General features: G+C 65.5%; 17 protein-coding genes and 1 tRNA gene. 4 read left to right on the forward strand and 14 right to left on the reverse strand.

What is annotated here, in order from left to right; translation table 11 throughout:
- Positions 1-170: 170 nt before the first annotated feature.
- Positions 171-872, reverse strand: coding sequence for a RadC family protein (gene radC / locus KXR53_RS01395; protein ID WP_437372658.1), 702 nt, complete (start codon positions 870-872; stop codon positions 171-173).
- 13 nt (positions 873-885) lie between these two features.
- Entirely contained in the window at positions 886-1,698 is an 813-nt protein-coding gene (map, locus tag KXR53_RS01400; protein WP_437372833.1) for a type I methionyl aminopeptidase, read from the reverse strand.
- Between the two features lie 195 nt (positions 1,699-1,893).
- Between map and KXR53_RS01405 the strand changes: the two genes are divergently transcribed.
- The 4 genes from KXR53_RS01405 to KXR53_RS01420 all read left to right on the forward strand — a co-directional run bounded on the left by KXR53_RS01405 (position 1,894) and on the right by KXR53_RS01420 (position 5,671).
- On the forward strand, positions 1,894-2,808 hold the full coding sequence (locus KXR53_RS01405; protein WP_437372660.1) for an SDR family oxidoreductase: 915 nt from the start codon (positions 1,894-1,896) through the stop codon (positions 2,806-2,808).
- A gap of 71 nt (positions 2,809-2,879) precedes the next feature.
- Positions 2,880-3,644: a competence/damage-inducible protein A gene (locus tag KXR53_RS01410; RefSeq protein WP_437372662.1), complete on the forward strand. Its 765-nt coding sequence runs from the start codon at positions 2,880-2,882 to the stop codon at positions 3,642-3,644.
- A 230-nt stretch (positions 3,645-3,874) separates the two neighbouring features.
- Positions 3,875-3,959, forward strand: a tRNA-Leu gene (locus KXR53_RS01415).
- 17 nt (positions 3,960-3,976) lie between these two features.
- Positions 3,977-5,671, forward strand: a complete 1,695-nt coding sequence (locus KXR53_RS01420) for a hypothetical protein (RefSeq protein WP_437372664.1) — start codon at positions 3,977-3,979, stop codon at positions 5,669-5,671.
- Positions 5,672-7,188: 1,517 nt separating this feature from the next.
- Here the strand turns inward: KXR53_RS01420 and KXR53_RS01425 are convergent.
- The 12 genes from KXR53_RS01425 to KXR53_RS01480 form a co-directional block, all read right to left on the reverse strand.
- Positions 7,189-7,845 carry an excalibur calcium-binding domain-containing protein gene (locus KXR53_RS01425; protein WP_437372835.1) on the reverse strand — a complete coding sequence of 219 codons (657 nt, stop codon included), beginning with the start codon at positions 7,843-7,845 and terminating at the stop codon, positions 7,189-7,191.
- Positions 7,846-7,945: 100 nt separating this feature from the next.
- Positions 7,946-8,092: a YHYH domain-containing protein gene (locus KXR53_RS01430; protein ID WP_437372666.1), complete on the reverse strand. Its 147-nt coding sequence runs from the start codon at positions 8,090-8,092 to the stop codon at positions 7,946-7,948.
- A gap of 54 nt (positions 8,093-8,146) precedes the next feature.
- Positions 8,147-8,686 carry a hypothetical protein gene (locus KXR53_RS01435; protein WP_437372668.1) on the reverse strand — a complete coding sequence of 180 codons (540 nt, stop codon included), beginning with the start codon at positions 8,684-8,686 and terminating at the stop codon, positions 8,147-8,149.
- Between the two features lie 324 nt (positions 8,687-9,010).
- Complete coding sequence (locus KXR53_RS01440; RefSeq protein WP_437372669.1) at positions 9,011-9,247, reverse strand: hypothetical protein; 237 nt, start codon at positions 9,245-9,247, stop codon at positions 9,011-9,013.
- Positions 9,248-9,273: 26 nt separating this feature from the next.
- Positions 9,274-9,606 (reverse strand): hypothetical protein, encoded by a 333-nt coding sequence (locus tag KXR53_RS01445; RefSeq protein ID WP_437372671.1) that lies wholly within the window; start codon positions 9,604-9,606, stop codon positions 9,274-9,276.
- Between the two features lie 24 nt (positions 9,607-9,630).
- Positions 9,631-10,329 (reverse strand): SOS response-associated peptidase, encoded by a 699-nt coding sequence (locus KXR53_RS01450; protein ID WP_437372673.1) that lies wholly within the window; start codon positions 10,327-10,329, stop codon positions 9,631-9,633.
- Positions 10,330-10,338: 9 nt separating this feature from the next.
- On the reverse strand, positions 10,339-10,521 hold the full coding sequence (locus KXR53_RS01455; RefSeq protein WP_437372675.1) for a hypothetical protein: 183 nt from the start codon (positions 10,519-10,521) through the stop codon (positions 10,339-10,341).
- Positions 10,522-10,525: 4 nt separating this feature from the next.
- Complete coding sequence (locus tag KXR53_RS01460) at positions 10,526-10,939, reverse strand: hypothetical protein (protein ID WP_437372677.1); 414 nt, start codon at positions 10,937-10,939, stop codon at positions 10,526-10,528.
- Between the two features lie 292 nt (positions 10,940-11,231).
- Entirely contained in the window at positions 11,232-11,888 is a 657-nt protein-coding gene (locus KXR53_RS01465) for a hypothetical protein (RefSeq protein ID WP_437372678.1), read from the reverse strand.
- Positions 11,889-12,468: 580 nt separating this feature from the next.
- Entirely contained in the window at positions 12,469-14,820 is a 2,352-nt protein-coding gene (locus KXR53_RS01470) for a hypothetical protein (protein WP_437372680.1), read from the reverse strand.
- A gap of 210 nt (positions 14,821-15,030) precedes the next feature.
- Complete coding sequence (locus KXR53_RS01475; RefSeq protein ID WP_437372682.1) at positions 15,031-15,390, reverse strand: hypothetical protein; 360 nt, start codon at positions 15,388-15,390, stop codon at positions 15,031-15,033.
- 284 nt (positions 15,391-15,674) lie between these two features.
- Positions 15,675-17,015: a hypothetical protein gene (locus KXR53_RS01480; protein WP_437372684.1), complete on the reverse strand. Its 1,341-nt coding sequence runs from the start codon at positions 17,013-17,015 to the stop codon at positions 15,675-15,677.
- Positions 17,016-17,524 lie beyond the last annotated feature (509 nt).

The following is a 17,524-nucleotide window of genomic DNA, read 5'->3' on the forward strand; positions in this document are numbered from 1 at the left end:
TGTTCGGCCGCTTGCTCTGATGCTCGATAAGCATGGCCGGATATGAGGGATATTGACTGAATGAGTTAACAGGCGGGGCCTGCGCGAGTTCCGCCGCGCGGAGGCTGCGGGCCGAGATGGATCTCGCCGTCGCGCTGACCTCCTGCCCGGTTCGGGACCTGCAGCGCCCCTCAAATCAGCCCCAGGCTCCTGAAGCTGGAATGGCCCTTGCGGCCGACGATGACGTGGTCGTGCAGGGTCACGCCGACCGTCTCCAGCGCCCGGGCCACCGCCTTGGTCATCTCGATATCGGCGCGCGACGGGGTCGGGTCGCCGGAGGGATGATTATGCACTAAAATCAACGCGCTGGCGCCGAGCTCCAGCGCCCGGCGCGCCACCTCGCGCGGATAGATCGGCGCCTGGTCGACCGTGCCCTGGCCCGAGGCGTCGTCGGCCAGCAGCGCGTTCTTGCGGTCGAGATACAGCAGCCGCACCTGCTCGACCCCGCCGAACTTCATGGCGACGCCGAGATAGTCCAGTAGCGCCTGCCACGACCCGATCACCGGCCGGTCGACGACCTGCTCCTTCAGCATCCGCTCGGCCGCGGCCTGCACCACCTTCAGCAGGGCGATGGTGGCATCGCTCAGGCCGCCGCGCTGCGCCAGCTGGGCCGGGGTCGCGGCCAGCACCGCGCCCAGGCTGCCGAAGGTGGCGATCAGCTGCTTGGCCAGGGGCTTGGTGTCGCGCCGCGGGATCGCCGCGAACAGCAGCAGCTCCAGGATCTCGTAGTCGGCCAGGGCAGAGGCGCCGGCGGTCAGGAAACGCTGCCGCAGCCGGTCGCGATGGCCGGCATATTGGGGAACCGGTTCCGTCGCGTCCGGCGGCGCGGTCACGACACCGGCCCGATCACGCGACGGGGTATGGCGGCTGGGTGTGGCCGGCGGGGGAGAGGGTGAAGATCTCCACCCCGTCCCTGGTGACGCCGACCGTGTGCTCGAACTGGGCCGACAGGCTGCGGTCGCGGGTCACCGCGGTCCAGCCGTCGGACAGGATCTTCACCGCCCAGTGGCCGGCATTGATCATCGGCTCGATGGTGAAGATCATGCCCTCGCGCAGCGCCAGGCCTTCGCCGCGCCGGCCGTAATGCAGGATGCTGGGCGGGGCGTGGAACACGCGGCCCACGCCGTGGCCGCAGAAGTCGCGCACCACCGAGAAGCGGTGGCCTTCGGCATAGCTCTGGATGGCGTGGCCGATATCCCCCAGCGTGGCGCCGGGCTTGACCGCGGCGATGCCGCGCATCATCGCCTCATAGGTCACCTCGATCAGCCGCCGGGCCTTGACCGCGACCTTGTCGCCGGCGACGTACATGCGGCTCGAGTCGCCGTACCAGCCGTCCAGGATCGGGGTGACGTCGATGTTCAGGATGTCGCCGTTCTCCAGCTTCCGGTCGCCCGGGATGCCGTGGCAGACGACGTGGTTCAGCGAGATGCAGCTCGATTTCGGATAGCCGCGATAGCCCAGGGTGGCCGGCACCGCGCCGTGGTCGCGCATGAAGCCGTCCAGCAGGCTGTCGAGCTCGTCGGTGGTGACGCCGGGGCGCACATGCGGGGCGATGAAGTCGAGGGCCTCGGCCGCCAGCCGGCCGGCACGCCGCATCGCCGCGAACTCGGCCTCGCCATGCAAGGGGATGTGGCCTTCCTCGCGGGTCTGGGGTTCCACCTCGGTCACGCTTTCTATCCTGTCTCGCATCGCCTTTAGCCTATAGCACCGGCACCGGGCCGTCGCCACCCGCGGGGATATGGGGTCGGCCGGCCGGGATTCCGAGGACCGGCCCGCATCGCCGCCGAACATCTTGACTCAAGTTTATAAGCGAATGATCATTTACAAACTCAACAGATAGATCGGGAGGATGCGATGGCGCTTCCATTGGCGGGAAAGGTCGCTCTGGTCGCGGGCGCGACGCGCGGGGCCGGGCGGGGGATCGCGGTGGAGCTGGGGGCGGCCGGCGCCACGGTCTACGTCACCGGGCGGACGACGCGCGAGCAGCCCTCCGAATACAACCGGCCCGAGACGATCGAGGAGACGGCAGAGCTGGTCTCGGCCGAAGGCGGCACGGGGATCGCCGTGCAGGTCGACCACCTCGTGCCCGAGCAGGTGGAACGCTTGGTCGCGCGCATAAGGGCGGAGCAGGGGCGGCTCGACATCCTGGTCAACGATCTCTGGGGCGGCGAGACGCTGTTCGAGTGGAACAAGCCGGTGTGGGAGCATGACCTGCAGAGGGGGCTGCGCCTGCTCCATCTCGGCGTGCACACCCATCTGATCACGGCTCACTATGCCCTGCCGCTCCTGATCCAGCGGCCGGGCGGGCTGCTGGTGGAGATGACCGACGGCACCGCCGAGTACAATGCGGAGCACTACCGGCTGTCGCCCTTCTACGACCTCGCCAAGGTGTCGGTGAACCGGATGGGCTGGGCCCATGCCAAGGACCTGGCGCCGCACGGCGCCACCTCGGTGTCGCTGACGCCGGGCTGGCTGCGCTCGGAGATGATGCTGGACGCCTATGGCGTGACCGAGCGGAACTGGCGCGACGCGACGAAGGTGCAACCGCATTTCATCATCTCCGAGACGCCGCGCTTCGTCGGCCGCGCGGTGGCGGCGCTGGCGGCCGACCCGGACCGGGCTCGGTGGAACGGCCAGTCCCTGTCCAGCGGACAGCTGGCGCAGGTCTACGGCTTCACCGATCTCGACGGGTCGCAGCCCGACGCCTGGCGCTACATCGTCGAGGTGCAGGATCCGGGCAAGCCGGCCGACGCCACCGGCTATCGCTAGCCGCGTTTTCCGCCTGTCTCGCGGCCCGTCCAGGCGATAGCATCGCCCGGGACAACGCCCAGGGCAGGACCATGATCGAGACGCGCATCGTGACCGCCGCCGTTCTGGTGATCGGCGACGAGATCCTCTCCGGCCGCACCAAGGACGCCAATATGGGCTTCCTGGCCGAGCGGCTGACCAGGCTCGGCATCCGCCTGCGCGAGGCCCGGGTGGTGCCGGACGAGGCGGAGGAGATCGTGGCCGCGGTCGACGCGCTGCGGGCCCGTTACGACTATCTCTTCACCACCGGCGGCATCGGCCCGACCCATGACGACATCACCGCCGAATGCGTCGCCCGCGCCTTCGGCGTGCCGCTGCTGCGCCATCCGGAGGCGGTGCGGCGGCTGGAGGCGCATTACGAGCCCGGCCAGTTGAACGAGGCGCGGCTGCGCATGGCGAATGTGCCGGAGGGCGGCGAGCTGATCGACAACCCGGTCAGCGCCGCCCCCGGCTTCCGCATCGGCAATGTCTATGTCATGGCCGGGGTGCCGCGGATCATGCAGGCGATGTTCGACGGCATCGCCCCAAGCCTGACCGGCGGCGACCGGGTGCTCAGCAGCACCGTCACCTGCGACCTGGGCGAAGGGGTGATCGCCGCCGGCCTCGGCGCCATCGCCGCGGTCTATCCGGAGCTCACGATCGGCAGCTACCCGTATTTCCGGGCCGGCAAGTTCGGCACCAGCCTGGTGCTGCGCGGCACCGACGCCGCGCGGCTGTCCTCGGCCACCGAGGCGGTGCGCTCCCTCGTGGTCTCGCTCGGCGGCACGGCGGGCGCGGAGCCGGAGAAGAATGAATAGGCGAGGCCGATCAGGAGCGCGATGCCGAGCCAGAGGGCGGCGTAGAACAGGCCGTGGCCGCCCCAGCCGCGGCGCAGCACGGCGGGCGCCACCAGGATCAGGGCGGCGACCAGCCAGATCAGCTGGATCCAATTGAAATCGCTCATGCCCGGACAATGGGGCGCGACCCGCCTGCCGGCAAGGCGCATTCAGCTTGCGCGGCGGGCGAGGGCGCGCCATAGAGGCCCCGCGCGGACGTGGTGGAACCGGTAGACACAGCAGACTTAAAATCTGCGTCCTTCGGGAGTGCGGGTTCGAGTCCCGCCGTCCGCACCAAAACCAATTGATACCTCTTGGTAGCCAATAACTTACGGGATATCAAGGCTTTTCGGCCGCCCTACCGCTACAAAGGGCGCTACAAAATGGCTATCCCGATGACAACCCTGAAGCGTGCCCCGAATGGCGACTGGTTCAGCCGTAAGGCCATCCCGGAGGACGTGCGGGATGCCTACCGAGTCGCCCACGGCAAGGGGCGGGAGGAGCGGTTCCGCCGTCCGGCATCGCTGCCGCAGACCCGCGCGGTCGCCGAGCTGCGGGATTGGGACGCCGAGATATCGGGCCGGATCGATGCCCTTAGAGCTGCCCGTGAAGGGCGCGGAAGGGATCTCACTCACCGCGAAGCGCACGCCCTCGCCGGGGCTTGGTACTCGTGGTTCACCGCCGAGCATGAGGAGGAGCCGGGCGAGGCCGAGGGCTGGGAACTGCTGGCCGAGCAACTGGACAGCGCCTATTCCCGGTTCGCCCCCATTGGCTCCGATCTTCCCGATGCCGACGCTGCTTGGATGACGAAGCCGGCCGTGCGGCGCCACGTCCGGGCCGTCCTTGCGGGGCTTGCTCGCGTCCCTGAGTTCCTGAACGAGCGGGGCGAGGCCCTGAGCGACGAAGCGGATGCCCTGTTCCTCGATACCCTTGAGGACGAGTTCACGGCAGCCCTAGCCCTCCTGCGGCGCCGCTCAGAGGGCGACTACAGGGCCGATCCGCGGCCCGAGAAATTCCCCGCTGCGGCCCCTCCCGCCGCCCCTGCCAAGCCCTCCGGGATGAACTGCATGGGCCTCTTCACCGCCTGGGTGAACGAACGGAAGCCGGCGACCTCGACCGTGATCCGCTGGCGTTCCGTGTTCTTGGGTCTGGATGAGCACTTCGAAAAGCGCGATGCGGGGCGAATCGCAGAAGCAGAAGCGAGAGAATGGGCTGATACCCTGGTGACGGAGGAACGCTCGGCCGCTGTCGCCAATGACATCTGGTTGCGAGCTGCCAACGTGGTCTTCGGCTGGGCGGCCGGGAAGAGGCTCATCAGCGGGAACTCCTTCGACGGGATCACCTTGGCGCGTCCGAAGGCGGAGCCGAAGCTCCGGGAGCGAGAATTCCAGGAGGCCGAGTGGAAGGTGATCCTCAAGGCCACCCTGGAGAAACCTAATGGGCGTCTCGTAGGGCACAAGGCAGCGGCCCGGCGGTGGGTGCCGTGGCTGTGCGCCTATACCGGCTCCCGCCCTGGCGAGATAACGCAGCTCCGGGGATCGGACGTGCGCCAGCACTCGGGGGGCTTTTGGTTCATCAGGATCACCCCCGAAGCGGGCACCGTGAAGGGCGGCAAGGCGCGGGAGGTTCCGCTTCACCCGCATCTCATCGAACAGGGCTTCCTCGAATTCGTCCAAGGGGTAGGGGAGGGGCCGCTCTTCTACGATCCGAATGCAAAGCGCACCGCCGGGAGCGACCCGACGAAGCCTGCTCGGCCCCCGTGGGTCATCGCTCGGCAGAAGCTTGGAGACTGGGTGCGCGGTCTCGGGATCGATGATAAGGGCATCAGCCCCAATCACGCATGGCGCCATACCTTCAAGCGGCGGGCCGCTAGGGCGGGTATCGAGCGGCGCATTCGGAATGCCTTCTGCGGGCACTCTTCGAGCGACGTAGGGGACCAGTACGAGACCCCGACGCTGGAGGATATGGCGGCCGAGGTGGGGCGGTTTCCCAGGTACGAGCTGAAATGAGGGCTGGGCGAGGGGCATCTATCGAGCCGACGATCCCCCGCAGATTGACATGATCTGGGGATAAGCGGACCGTCCGCCGATGACAACTACGCTGCGCCTCGGGGTGGACTTCAACACCTGTGATCCAGATGGGGCCGTGTGGATAACTTCGGCTGAGAATGATCGGGCGTTCCGAGCTGGCATGCCAGTGACGGTGTTTTGCCTAGAGCCCGCGGATGTATTCGAGTTCGATGGCGTGCTAGAGCTGCGCTCCTGGGGGATGCCACCGAAGCGGTATTGGGTTGCGGTGGTCGATGAGAGCACCTTCCGCAGATGTGGCTAGCTGGGATGTCGTTGTCCCATGCCCCTCCGATCTGGACCTGTGGCGCGCGCCGCTCAGGTGCTTGTGAAATAACACGGTGAGCGGGCGCCATGGGGCTATCCCCTGGTGGGGAACTCCCATAGGCCCATGCTCTCCAAGATAAGGCGTCTAGCCAGCATCTGGACATTGTAGACGTCGTATATTGTCAAGCTGCGGGTATATCTCGATGATGCGTGGGCGCTGACACGACTTCTGAGGAAGCTCGACTGAGCTATGGCGTCCGAGATCGAGATATTTCGGTCTCGTATCCAATTCCGCGCCCACGATGCAGATCGGCCCGGAGGTAACGCGCGCTCTCTCTCGATACGGGTGGGGCTGTTGCGGACTGCCCATGGAAATATCCCATCGACATCGACTCTGGATGCCGCCAAGCGCTCCCGAAGATCCTGAAGGACGGAAGGGTTCCAGGCGCCGTTTATCCTGCTTGGATTTTGAGGTGAAGCTCTAATCTCCAGGCCAACTTGCTCGATCGCAGAATATGCGCCGACTATCGCCTGCGAGAAGAGCGCGTGATTGAGAGGATCTTCATCGACTCTGAAGCGCGTACCATAATGAGGATGCGTTTCTATCCAATCAATACTGCAGAGTCTATGACTAGACCACAATTTTGCGATTGCATAGGACCATCTCGATTTATGGCTAGCCTTAGCCGCAATTTGCGCAGCCATAGCTAATCCTGTCGACGATCTTTTGCTCTGAACTATGAAATCATACCGATCTCGCGTCAGATCTTCGAGGTCGGTAGGTTGTTCGGGGAGGGCGTACAGGTATTCGGTAATGTCTGCACCAGAAACGAGGACATTTGCTGCGCCGATGAGATTAGCAATCTTCTGAGCCGCTTTGCGATCCTTTGCGCATACTATTATCTCGGGGGCGTAAGTCGTCTCCAACGATCCATCTGGCAGATTGTTACTCCTGATAATGGAGCGAAAGTGATTTAGTGTTCTCGGGTCTGGCTGCTCGGACTCATCTCTTGATCCCCGAATAGTCACGAGATGATTGAACTCGATGTGCCAGCCACGCCCGCGGTATGGCGGAGGTGAAGAATACCGATCAGGTTCGGATTCATATAGGCCGGTCTTATACCGCCTGCGAGGCACGTGCCGCTCCTAACCTTCTAGGAGCGGGCGGGGTGCTCCCGACCAACGCTCCCCAATCAACACGGCCCGCTTTCACAGGGGCGCCCATCGCCGTCCCTATCGAGCCTGTAGAGCCCGCATTGGTTCAGGTAGAAGTTCGCCTCCGCGCACGAGTTCATTTGTCCGCACGTCCGCTTCCCCCCGCAGGTGAACCCTGAGCCGGCCCTTCTTGTCTGCCTTACCGGGGCCTCCTGCTGCGGCGCCTCGAACAGCGTCGCCGGGCGGGCTGCCGGCGCCGTCCTGGTGGTGGCCGTGGCTGTAGGCGGCGGCGCCTCCACCGTATCCACAGGCCCCAGGAAGCGCCCGCTCACCCACCCTAGGCGGCCCTGATACGACACCTCCATCCACGCCTCCCCATCGACCTCCTGAGCGTCCCCCGTGTGGATCACGATGGTCCCCCTCGGGAGCGGGGCGCCGTTGGGCTCATAGCCGGTGCCAGGCCCTTTCCGCATGTTCAGAGATTGGGCCGTGACCTTCCGGGGCACGGGGGTGAGGGTTCGTGTCAAGTTGGACTTGACGGGTGCCGTAGAGGGCGCAGGGGGGGCCACGGCTGGAGGCGTTGAGGGGCGCACGCTCGGCCTCGGCAGCGCAACCGGCGGGGGAGCCGTAGAGGTGGCCGGAACGGACGGCGAATAGGTCACGTAACGGGGCGTGGAGGGTGTGTTCTCCCCCATGCATTTGCCTAGAGCGCCGAGAATGATGAGCCCCAGGACGAGGATGCTTGGTTTGGCCTTGGCCAATGGGGTGGTCCAAGAACAAAGCCTATTGGCCCCGCTATCTCCTCGGCTTTCCGTGGCAATGATAGCCGCCGTTCTTATGGTCTTGGTGGCAGCCGTTTGCGTCAGTGCCGCCGGAATGGGCAAGAGCCGCAGTGGCAGTGAGCACCACGAGGCAGGCAGCACCAAGAACAGTCTTCAGCATAACAATCCCTTTCTGTGAAAACGCTGTACCGAATGAACCGGGTGGCCGGCGCGGCTAGTCAACCGGTGCGACGGCGACGCCTCCAGCCTCCGCGCAAGCCTGGGCGGGCTTGGCTAGAGTCAGGGTGCCGATGCGGCAGATGACGGCCCCCGAAGCGGCGGCCGGCTTGCTGGGCTCGATTTGCCGGGCGACTGCGGGCGCGGCGACCAGGGTCGGGCCGGCCTGCGGTTCCAGGGTTACCGTAAGCGTGGGCTCGTACTTGTTCAGCGCGCCGGTGGCGTAGTCCACCAAGCCGAAATCGAGCGTCAGCGCTCCCGCAACACCCCATCCGCTGGCCGAAGAAACCAGCGTCACGGTCTTGTCACGATAGCCGGGCGCCTTGCAGGTGAAGAGGATGTCGTTCCGGCTCTTGTCAACCTTGTAGATGTGCGAGACCGGATCATAGGTCCCGGTCGGGGCGCCCTTCCGGGTGCCGCTGCACGACGCCACGGCGGGTGTGACATCAACCCGGATCTCTTGGCTCGTCCCCTCGGTGATTGACGCGCAGCCGGACAGGCTAAGGGCTGCGATGGCAGCCGCCGAAAATCGCTTCATCGAAAGAGTTCCTAAAATGCCGTCAAACTCCTAAGAGGAAAGCAGCGCGGGGCTGAAAGCGCAAGGGGCGAAAGTATCCGCCTATTCAATCCCTCCGTGGTGCCCTCAACTCAATCCTACAGGCCACCTCACTCCGGCATCCGGTACACCTCAACGCCATCTCGATCCGGAACAGCCGAGCATCGCTCCCGAACCGGTTCATGAGCCGCCGCCGGTCCAGCTCCCGCCTGCGGTTGCACCTACCGCACTTCGCCACGATGCCGGTAAGGGGCGAGATGTCGGAAAGCCGGATGCCGATATCCCAGTTGTTCTGAACACGGTCCCTCACCTGGGGCTTTGGCGGCCCTTTCCCGCGTCACCGAAGATGCGCCTTTCCGCCGCCTCGATCCCGTCCCGGAGAAGCGCCGTGATCTCCTTATCGCTCATCCCGTGTTCCCGTGCGCCCCATATGACCTCCTCGCGGCGGTCCTTCATGGCGCCGATGAGGAGATGCGGGTTCGCCGAGTCGGGGCGGAACGCTGCCCGAAGATCTTCGCTGAAGGGGCCGCGACGGTGCTTCATGGGGGACTCCTAGCGAGTGAAGTCGATCAACACAGCGAAGCGGCATTCCCGGTCACGGTCGGGAAACCGTTCGCCTGTGCGTCAGGCCCCGGCTCGTCGCAGAACGCTCTTATGGCTGCATCGATCCGCCTCCAGTCGTCGAGGTCGATCCGGCCGCGCCGCTCGATGCGCTTGGCGTCGGCCACGATCTGCTCGTAAGGCTTCGCTGCCATCTTGATGGAGATGTCCATATAGCGGACGAAAGCGGCGCTCATCCTCTGCGGGTCACCGCTCCGCATCGCCTTCAGAGCCTTTCGGGTCGCTACCTCGAATTCCAGTATGTCAGCCGGGATCGGGGTGGTGGTGTTCAGCATGGTCATCGCGTTCTCCTCGCAGGATGCGGCTCATTCCGCCGCGATTGAGAACAGATCGGTTTCATCGGGCTCGGCTTCGTGGACCGGCCGGGCGCCGCCCATCAGCCAGCTCGCCATCCGATCGGTCGGGTAGGGCTTCAGCATCGCCCGGCGCTCGGCCTCGGTGCTCTCGATTTCGCCGAGCCACACCGGCCACTGCTCCGGATCAAGGATGACCGGCATGCGATGGTGGACCTCCGCCACGATCGCATTGGCGTCGGTGGTGATCACCGTGTAGGTCTTGATCCATTCCCCTGTACTAGGGTCGCGCCAGCCCTCCCACAGGCCGGCAAGGGCCAAGTGCGAACCGTCTGCCATGCCGAAGGCATACTTCCGGCCGCGCGGCCTGCCGATCGTCTTGCGTTCGATGAACTCGCTGGCCGGCACGATGCAGCGGCGGCGGGCAAAGGCGTCCCTGAAGGCCGGCTTTTCGTGAACCGTTTCGGCCCTTGCGTTGTACAGCTTGGCGCCGATGGACGGGTCTTTCGCCCAGCGGGGGATCAAACCCCACTGCAGCAGATCCGCGTGGCGCTTGCCGGTATCGGCGTTGAAGCGGATGACGATCCCGCGATCACCCGGCTGATTGTCCTCGGGTGGCCGCTTGCCCTTCCCCTGCGCGGCTTCAAGCGTCAACCGATAGAGAGCATGGATATCGGAGTAGCTCAGGCGGTTGGTGTTCTCGCCGCACATAGCGGCCTCCTATTCCGGGTCGATGCTCAGCGCCCGAAGATGGCGTTCGGCGACAGCGGTCCCCTTGGCGAGCAAGGCGGCGATTTCATCCTCGCGAAGACCTAGCTCTAAGCCGCGCCACCGCAGTTCATTGCGGGTAATGGCGTCTTCAATTTCCGCATCGATCAGCTTGGTTTCGAGGTCGCGGGGCATCGGTTCACTCCGCCACCGGAAGGCGCGGGCCGAAGACCTCGCAAAAGGCTCTAACCTCGTCCCACAGCTCCTCATCGGTGCAGCTCAGGGCCTCGGCCGGGATTGCTGCAGTGTCGACCGGCAGGCTGCCATCGCGGGCCACCTTCTGAAGTGCAGCCAAGGCGTTCTCCAGCTTGACGGGCTCCCGGTTATCGATCCCTTCATTGATCCAGCGGGCGGCCTGCCAGATCGCGGCGCGTTCGTTGGCGCCAAGCGGCGTCGCACAGCTCGGATCTATGTCGCCTTCCCGATCCTGCCCCTTCGCCCGCAGTAGCCGGTCGCCCATCAGTTTCAGGCATTCGAGCCCGAGATTCCGGGCCGCTCGGCTGAGTGCTCTGCCTCTCATCGCGTTGGCGACTACCGGTGGGAGTGCGTCCATTTCCGCCCTCGATCGTACCAATGTTCCCTTTCTGTTCTATGCCTGGGTGTGCCGTGAGTCGAGTCGATTCCTAAAATGCTATATATCGGGCATCAGGGTCGAACGCGCCGCTACATGCTGCGGTCCGTGCAAACCAGGTCGGCGGGAGTCGAGTCGGTCGGTGCAAGGGCGCGGCCGAGCGCGAAGGGGAAGCAAGCTTTCCACCCGTCGATGGACCAGCGCCGATCTCCCAGCCAGCCGATTGCTGCCGGAAGGTGCTCCAGGCCGAGGCCGGCCGTGAAGCAAGTGCGTGTCAAGTTGGCTTGACCGATGCCGGGCCAGTCCCCACAGGGCGCCCCATCAGGTAGGCCATAATCTCCTCCTGACGAACCCTCTCCGACTCCTTCCGGGCCACCTCAGCGTCAACCCCGCGGGCCACGGCCTCGGCAATCCTGGCCTCAAACCGCGCTTGTCTCGCCGCACTCTCGGCGTTGTACTTCGCCACCTGGGCCTCAAAGGCGATTCGGGATGGGGACTTCTCCCGCTCGGTGCGGCGCCGTACTCGCTTCACGCCCTTTCCGCCCTCGCCTTCGCCCTTCGCGGCCACCTTCTTGAGCGAGATGTTGCTTCTGCGGAGGTCCCGCCGGTCGTCATTTGCATAGACGGTGCGGGCGTGGGCGTTGGCCCCGAGGATCAGCCGGGCGACGCTGGTAGGGGTGCGCTTCACGTCCACCCTGACATGGGCCGGGCGGGTGCCACCGGTCCCGTTGAGATACCAGTTGGGCGAGATGCGGCGGGCCATCAGCCGCTCCCAATCTTCGCGGTCCACCAAAGCGACTCCGCCGGCACCCGCTAGGGGCACCTGAACGATCTCCTTCCCGCGCTCGTCCACGGTGAAGATCGGGGCTCGACCGGGCTTCGGCGGGATCAACGGCGCGGCCGGTTTCGCCGCTGTCGGGTCTGTCGTCATCTAGATTGGCTCCTGTGTTTGAAACGAGAAGCCCGCCACGGGGGAACCGGGCGGGCCAGAAGGTGCGAGTTTGAGGGGGTCTGGGCGGGAAGAGGCCGGCGGTAGGCCGACGTACCTCAATCCTCGCCGTCCAATTCCTGCCCCTCAGACTGTGCGGTTTTCATGCCGTAGAAAGGGTTCCGGCCCATCCTGAAGGGCCAGAGCGCGCAGCCGGTGGCGGTGCACTTCCGGGCCTCGCTGGCGTCCCCTCCCGAGCACTCGATGCATTGCGCTCGGATGGCCTTCAGGGGACTCGTGGGGCGCCCGTCCCCCGATGCTCGCAGAGGCTCGCGGGCCATGGCCGCGGGATCGATGGTCCGCGGATCGCGGCCGATCAGCTCCCCGCCATCGACCGCGTAGGGGCTGGGCATGAGGAGGGGCGAGGCGCGGTCCTGGGCGTAGACAAGGCGGGAGGTGATAGTCACGGGGAGAGGTCTCCTGTGTTGGTGGAAACGAGAAAGCCCGCCACGGGGGACCGTAGCGGGCGCGTAGGGGATCGGTTTGGGGAAGCACACAGGCCGCTTTCGGGGCCGTGTCGGCTCTACTGCTGGTCTTCGGTAGTGAAGTCCCGCGGAGGGGGGATGATGCCAGGGTTTCCCCGGCTCATGTCGCGGCGGAAATCCTGTCTGAGGCCGTTCAGCCGGACAGTCTCGTCAATGATCTCCTGCCGCTCCTTGGCCGCCTCCTCCCGCATGTCCGCGCGGATGCTGTCCATGGTGATGTACCGGCGGGCCGGGTCGCTGATCGGGAGGCCGCTCCGGTCGATCACGATCCACCTACCGGCCGAGGCGCCGTCCTGCACCACGGTCAGGTCGTCGAAGTCGTACTCGTCCCGAAGGTCCGCCCCGTCGTCCTCGTAGAGCGCCCTGAGGCGCTTGGTCAGGCGCGCGCCGATGTCCGCCGGGTAGGCCCTGGCATTGGCCCTGACCGCATAGCCGTTAACGTTGAGATGCGACGTGGCGAACTGCTGCGTTGCCACCTCTACGGCTTTTGTGGGGGACAGGCCGAGGTCCATGTTCCGGAAGGCCAGTTCCTCAATCTGGCGCCGAACATCCCCGGTGTTGTGGACGGGGCCGACAATGCCCTCCTCGCCCCACCAGAGCCGCCCGAAGGCGGTCTCCGGCTGAGCCCTGAGGGTGATGCGGTCGCCGGCTTCCCGAACCTCATTGCGCTCCTGGAGGGTCAGGTTCGCCGAGCCGCGCCGGTCGAGCCGGGAAAGCTGGATGGCCTGGGTTGCGGCCTGATCGAAGGTCAGCCCGCCGTATTCCATGCCCACCCGGATATCGTCGTAGAAGGCGCGCTCCCGGCTGCCCTTCAGGAGCCCGTTTTGGGCGTACTTGGGGTTCATCTGGTAGACGGCCGAATAGGCCTCGTAGGCGTCCTGAAGGCGCCCCAGAGAGACCGTCCCTTTCTCGACATCCACAGACCGAACGGAGCTGTAAGCGCTCGACAAAACCGCCTGCGTCTGGTCGTCCTCGAACCCGTTCTTCGCGAACCAATCGGCGTCATACTGCGCCTTCTGGGCAGGCGACCAGTTGTCCGCCTGGGCAAGGCGGTTGCTCGCCTCCTGGAAGGTCTGGACGGTGTCGCGGATCTGATCGGCTCGGCTGTAGTTCACCTCCTCCCCGCTGTCGTTGAGCACCTTCACGTCACTGATGAGGGCGCCCCGGCCCTCGGCAGCGATCCCCCAGGCGGCCCGTCTGGCGGATTGCCGAGATGCATCGGCGGCGTTCGCCAGGGCCAGCTTCTCCACGGCTTTGGCGTTGGCCGCCCGAAGGTCCGCCGCCCTGGCATCCGAGCGGGCGACGAGGGAAATGCGTTGCTCATCGTTGATGAGCCCGGCCGCACGGTCCCTTTCGGCCTGCTCCGCGGTGTAGGTCCCCTTGTCCACCGCCGCGAGGATCGGGGCCATCTGGTCCGGCATTGCTCGCTGGGTCAGTTCCACCCGCCGGGACCGCGCCCGCTCCTTGAGCTGGACAGCATCGGCCAAGTTCTCCCGCTTGTTGCCAAGGGCGCCCACGCCCCCGCGGTCATCGTCCAGCAGGAAGTTGACGGTAGCCTCGTCACCCTCGTCCGCTAGCCGACCGATGACACCCATGAGGACGCGATCCTGATCCGCCCGGCCCATGACGTTGAGCTTGGCGTTGCTGGTCATCTCGGCCCGCACCCGCTCAGCGTAGGCCTGCGGGGTGTAGGAGCCATCCGCCTGCATCTGGGTGCGGATGCTGATGAAGCGTCCCGCGATCAGGTCGGCGCTGTCCTGGGCGAACTGCTGGGCCTTGTCCTGGGCGTTCATGGGCCGCAGGCGGTCCGCGATCTGGCGGAAGGACCGGGCGTATTGGCGCTGGGCGAAGGGGTCGTCCCCCACCTCGGCGAGACCGGCCGCCTGCCCCTGGGCGATGAACTCATCCAGGTTCCCGTTCATCTTGTCGAAGCCGCCGCTCTCGTACTGACGGACCAGCTCCAGCGCCGCAGCGGTGCCAGCGTTCTCGCCGTAGAGCTGCATGAACTTGGCGCGGGCGAACGGCCCCTCCCAGTTCTTGATCTCGCCGCTCTTGATAAACCGGTTCTGCTCGTCGAGGGTCATGCCCCCGATGCGGGCCTCGGCGCGCGCCTCCTCCGCCTGCTTCGCCTTGTCCATCTGATCATCAGCGAACCGGGCCAGGACAGGGGAGAAGTCGCGGAGCCCCTGGGCCAGCGCGAAGAACCCGTCACCAGCTCCTTGGGGGGCCGGCGTGGGCGCGTAGGTGTCCACCGGCTGGGCGACCGGGGCGGTGATCTGGCGGGGCGCGATCTGTGGCTGTGAGGTGCGGATCAGGCGGGGCTCTCGGCGTCCGCCGCCGGCAACGGTGCTGTCCCGCTGCGGGGTGAGCCCCGGCAAGGTTCTAGCCATGGAGGTGGTTCCTCTCTGTGGGTGTGGGCTGCTGCCGGCGGTTGCCGGACAGGCATGAAGAAGCCCGCCTCGGGGTGACCGGGCGGGCTGTGGGTGGTTGCGGTTAGATAGGGGCGTGAAGCGGTCGATGATCCCCTATCTGATCGGGGAACATTCGCCTCAACCGCTGCGGTGCGAGGGCGCCGCTAGGACGGCCGGTCGTGTTCTGGGCTACATGGAGAGCGGCGGTGACAGATCGCTTGTCCTGGCGCTTACCGGGACACGGGAAAGAGCCTCCTGCATCGCCTCCTCCCACGCTCCCTCTACGGCCTCGGCGAAGGCCTCGTAGAAGCGACCATCTTCCGTCTCCTCGGACAGCATCGGCCGCTCCGAGAAAGACCATTCGACCACGGTCCCCGCCCCGACCGTCCCATCTGCCAGGATCTCGGCGGTGGCCTTCACGGTGATCGTGACGGCGCCCGGAAGGGTGGCCGTGCGGGTCACCTCGGCAGAGGCGAGAGGTGCGGTGTCAGTGGGCTTGGTGCCGTTCCAGTGGTGGTACTCGCCGCGGTTGCGGAGGCTGATTGCCATGGTGTCGTGTTCCTTCAATGCGAAACCCGCCTCGGACGTGCCGGGCGGGCTGTGGGTGGTGGTGGCGTCGAGCCGCGATCAGGCGGCGATGGGGGGCGTCAGGTCGAAAAGTCCCTATAGATCAAAGACTTCTACGGGACCTCCAATAGAGCTTCCCTGATCAAGCTACATAGCGATTGGCTTGATGTGAGACCGTAGGTTGATGGTCATCATGGTCGAAGACCATGGCAGGAGATGAGTGATGGTCCTTTGATAAGGGATCTCAAGGGGAAGGCGAAGGGCAGTTACTCCACCTTGACCTGCCCCTCCACGCCAGTGTGCAGGATGAATTTGTGGAGCATCAGCCCCTCGACACGATGGGACTGACTGTCCTGGACAATGAGGCAGTCATGAATTGGCAATGCTACGATGCCCATACCCTTCAGGGTCAGCAGAAGATCGACCATGAGTCCACTCTCGACGAACTGCAGCTCATGGCCTATGCCGCGGTACAGCAGATGGCGGATCGGCTTATGGGCCTGCTCGATTGCCGTCCGAACTGTCCGGAGGGGTGGAGGATTTGCGCCGGCAGAGCCGGGCAGGATGAAAAGTTTCCGAACATCCTCGGGCCACTGGCGGAGACCTGAGGTCGCCTTAGGGTTCTTTTTAAGAGTGCTGTCGAAAGTCATGCTGGCGAAGAGCTTCTTGATAGCATCGCGCGGCCACTGGGCCAGGGGACCGAGTTCATATGGATCTTCATCAGGCATGGCCGCTCCCGCCTTCCCGTACAGCATGCGAAGGCTGGCGCCATTGTAGTCCAGCCCGACCACTGGCTCCCCGTTGATCCTGATCGCTCGTCTCCAGGCCTTCTTCATGGGCTGCCAGAAGCCTCCAAAGAGGCGACCACCGGAGGTGAACGAGGCGTTGGTGAAGCGGCGTCTGAGGCGGCGATAAGAGGTGTCGATACGGTCGGCTCCAGGGGCCGCCGGGTCGATGCTGATGTCTGCCTCGGCCAGCCATGCGTTGATGGCCCGCACTTCGGCCCGCAGCCGCTCGGTGGTCTCATCGTCGCGGTAGTCCACCAGGGCGCCCCGGTTCCCGTCATCGTCTCGACCATCCCGGAGCATGACCAATTCCTGAGTCTCGCACAGATCGAAGTCGGACAGCCGGAGCCCAGCCAGCCGGTCGAGGAGGGCAGGACCTGGGAACACCTCGGTCAGCGTTCCGGGCGTTCCGTCCGATCTACCTCGGGCGCCCTTAGTCACCCGGCAGAGGGCCACGTCCGGCCGAGCCATCACGGCCAGCACGGCGGGCAGCGTCTTGCCCAGCCAGGGCGGGGTGTAGCGCTCCGATCTACGGCATAGCACATCCCGGCTCAGGGTCAGGTTGATCCCTGTTTCATCGTCACCGGTCTCCAGCGCACGATAGGCTAGATCGGAGACTAGAGCCCCGACCAGGGCACGGAAGGTCTCGCGATCAGCGGCACGGCGGGTGCGCTTCCGCAACCGATGCTTCACCTCCTCCGCCTCGACCAGGGCGCAGCAGGTGTCTGCAAGGGCGCGCGAGGCTGCGCTGATGGGGAGGCGGTAGGGCTCGAATGGTCGTGAACGTGTAACAGCATCCTCGCCGCGCGAGGGCTTCGGCATGGCGGTTCCTCTCGGGTTGTGGTGGTGGTGGGCGGAGGTGTCGGCTCGTGCTGACAGCATCTCCGAAAAAAGAATCCAGAGCGCCCCGCCAGACACGCGAGGCGACGCAAGAGGCGGCCGTTCCCGACGCCTGCTTCTTCTATTGGCAGGGTATATCCGCCGAACACCGACCAAAGCCTTCCGAAACAAGGACTTATCTATTCGCCCGCGGGTCTGCGACGCCCGAGCCAAGCGCCCGTTGTATCTACTGGCTGGGCATATTCGACAGAAGCTGAATTACAAATGTGTATCAAAGGGTTAGGCGGCTTCTGCGCAGGAGTGCTCGTATGGGGGCGCTGGCCGGGACTGGCGGGAGCTATTGTCGGTATTTTGGAAAGCCGCCCCGGCCCAGGGTAGGAAGGTGGCGGCGCGGGCTATTGCGCACGTATATTCCAGCTCCCGCCGGTCCACTGCCCAGCGCGGGTCTCCCATTGGGCCGTTTTATTCGACCCGCGCTGCGCCAGCATACC

The organism is Inquilinus limosus, from assembly GCF_051487185.1.
GTDB classification, from domain to species: domain Bacteria; phylum Pseudomonadota; class Alphaproteobacteria; order DSM-16000; family Inquilinaceae; genus Inquilinus; species Inquilinus limosus_F.

Bases quoted from the DNA above. Each gene is read 5' to 3' on its own strand.
- KXR53_RS01455 (WP_437372675.1), bottom strand. From the start codon at position 10,521: ATGCCCCGCGACCTCGAAACCAAGCTGATCGATGCGGAAATTGAAGAC.
- KXR53_RS01465 (WP_437372678.1), bottom strand. From the start codon at position 11,888: ATGACGACAGACCCGACAGCGGCGAAACCGGCCGCGCCGTTGATCCCG.
- KXR53_RS01425 (WP_437372835.1), bottom strand. From the start codon at position 7,845: ATGGGGGAGAACACACCCTCCACGCCCCGTTACGTGACCTATTCGCCG.
- KXR53_RS01405 (WP_437372660.1), top strand. From the start codon at position 1,894: ATGGCGCTTCCATTGGCGGGAAAGGTCGCTCTGGTCGCGGGCGCGACG.
- KXR53_RS01410 (WP_437372662.1), top strand. From the start codon at position 2,880: ATGATCGAGACGCGCATCGTGACCGCCGCCGTTCTGGTGATCGGCGAC.
- KXR53_RS01430 (WP_437372666.1), bottom strand. From the start codon at position 8,092: ATGCTGAAGACTGTTCTTGGTGCTGCCTGCCTCGTGGTGCTCACTGCC.
- KXR53_RS01450 (WP_437372673.1), bottom strand. From the start codon at position 10,329: ATGTGCGGCGAGAACACCAACCGCCTGAGCTACTCCGATATCCATGCT.
- KXR53_RS01435 (WP_437372668.1), bottom strand. From the start codon at position 8,686: ATGAAGCGATTTTCGGCGGCTGCCATCGCAGCCCTTAGCCTGTCCGGC.
- KXR53_RS01480 (WP_437372684.1), bottom strand. From the start codon at position 17,015: ATGCCGAAGCCCTCGCGCGGCGAGGATGCTGTTACACGTTCACGACCA.
- KXR53_RS01475 (WP_437372682.1), bottom strand. From the start codon at position 15,390: ATGGCAATCAGCCTCCGCAACCGCGGCGAGTACCACCACTGGAACGGC.
- KXR53_RS01460 (WP_437372677.1), bottom strand. From the start codon at position 10,939: ATGGACGCACTCCCACCGGTAGTCGCCAACGCGATGAGAGGCAGAGCA.
- KXR53_RS01445 (WP_437372671.1), bottom strand. From the start codon at position 9,606: ATGACCATGCTGAACACCACCACCCCGATCCCGGCTGACATACTGGAA.
- KXR53_RS01440 (WP_437372669.1), bottom strand. From the start codon at position 9,247: ATGAAGCACCGTCGCGGCCCCTTCAGCGAAGATCTTCGGGCAGCGTTC.
- KXR53_RS01470 (WP_437372680.1), bottom strand. From the start codon at position 14,820: ATGGCTAGAACCTTGCCGGGGCTCACCCCGCAGCGGGACAGCACCGTT.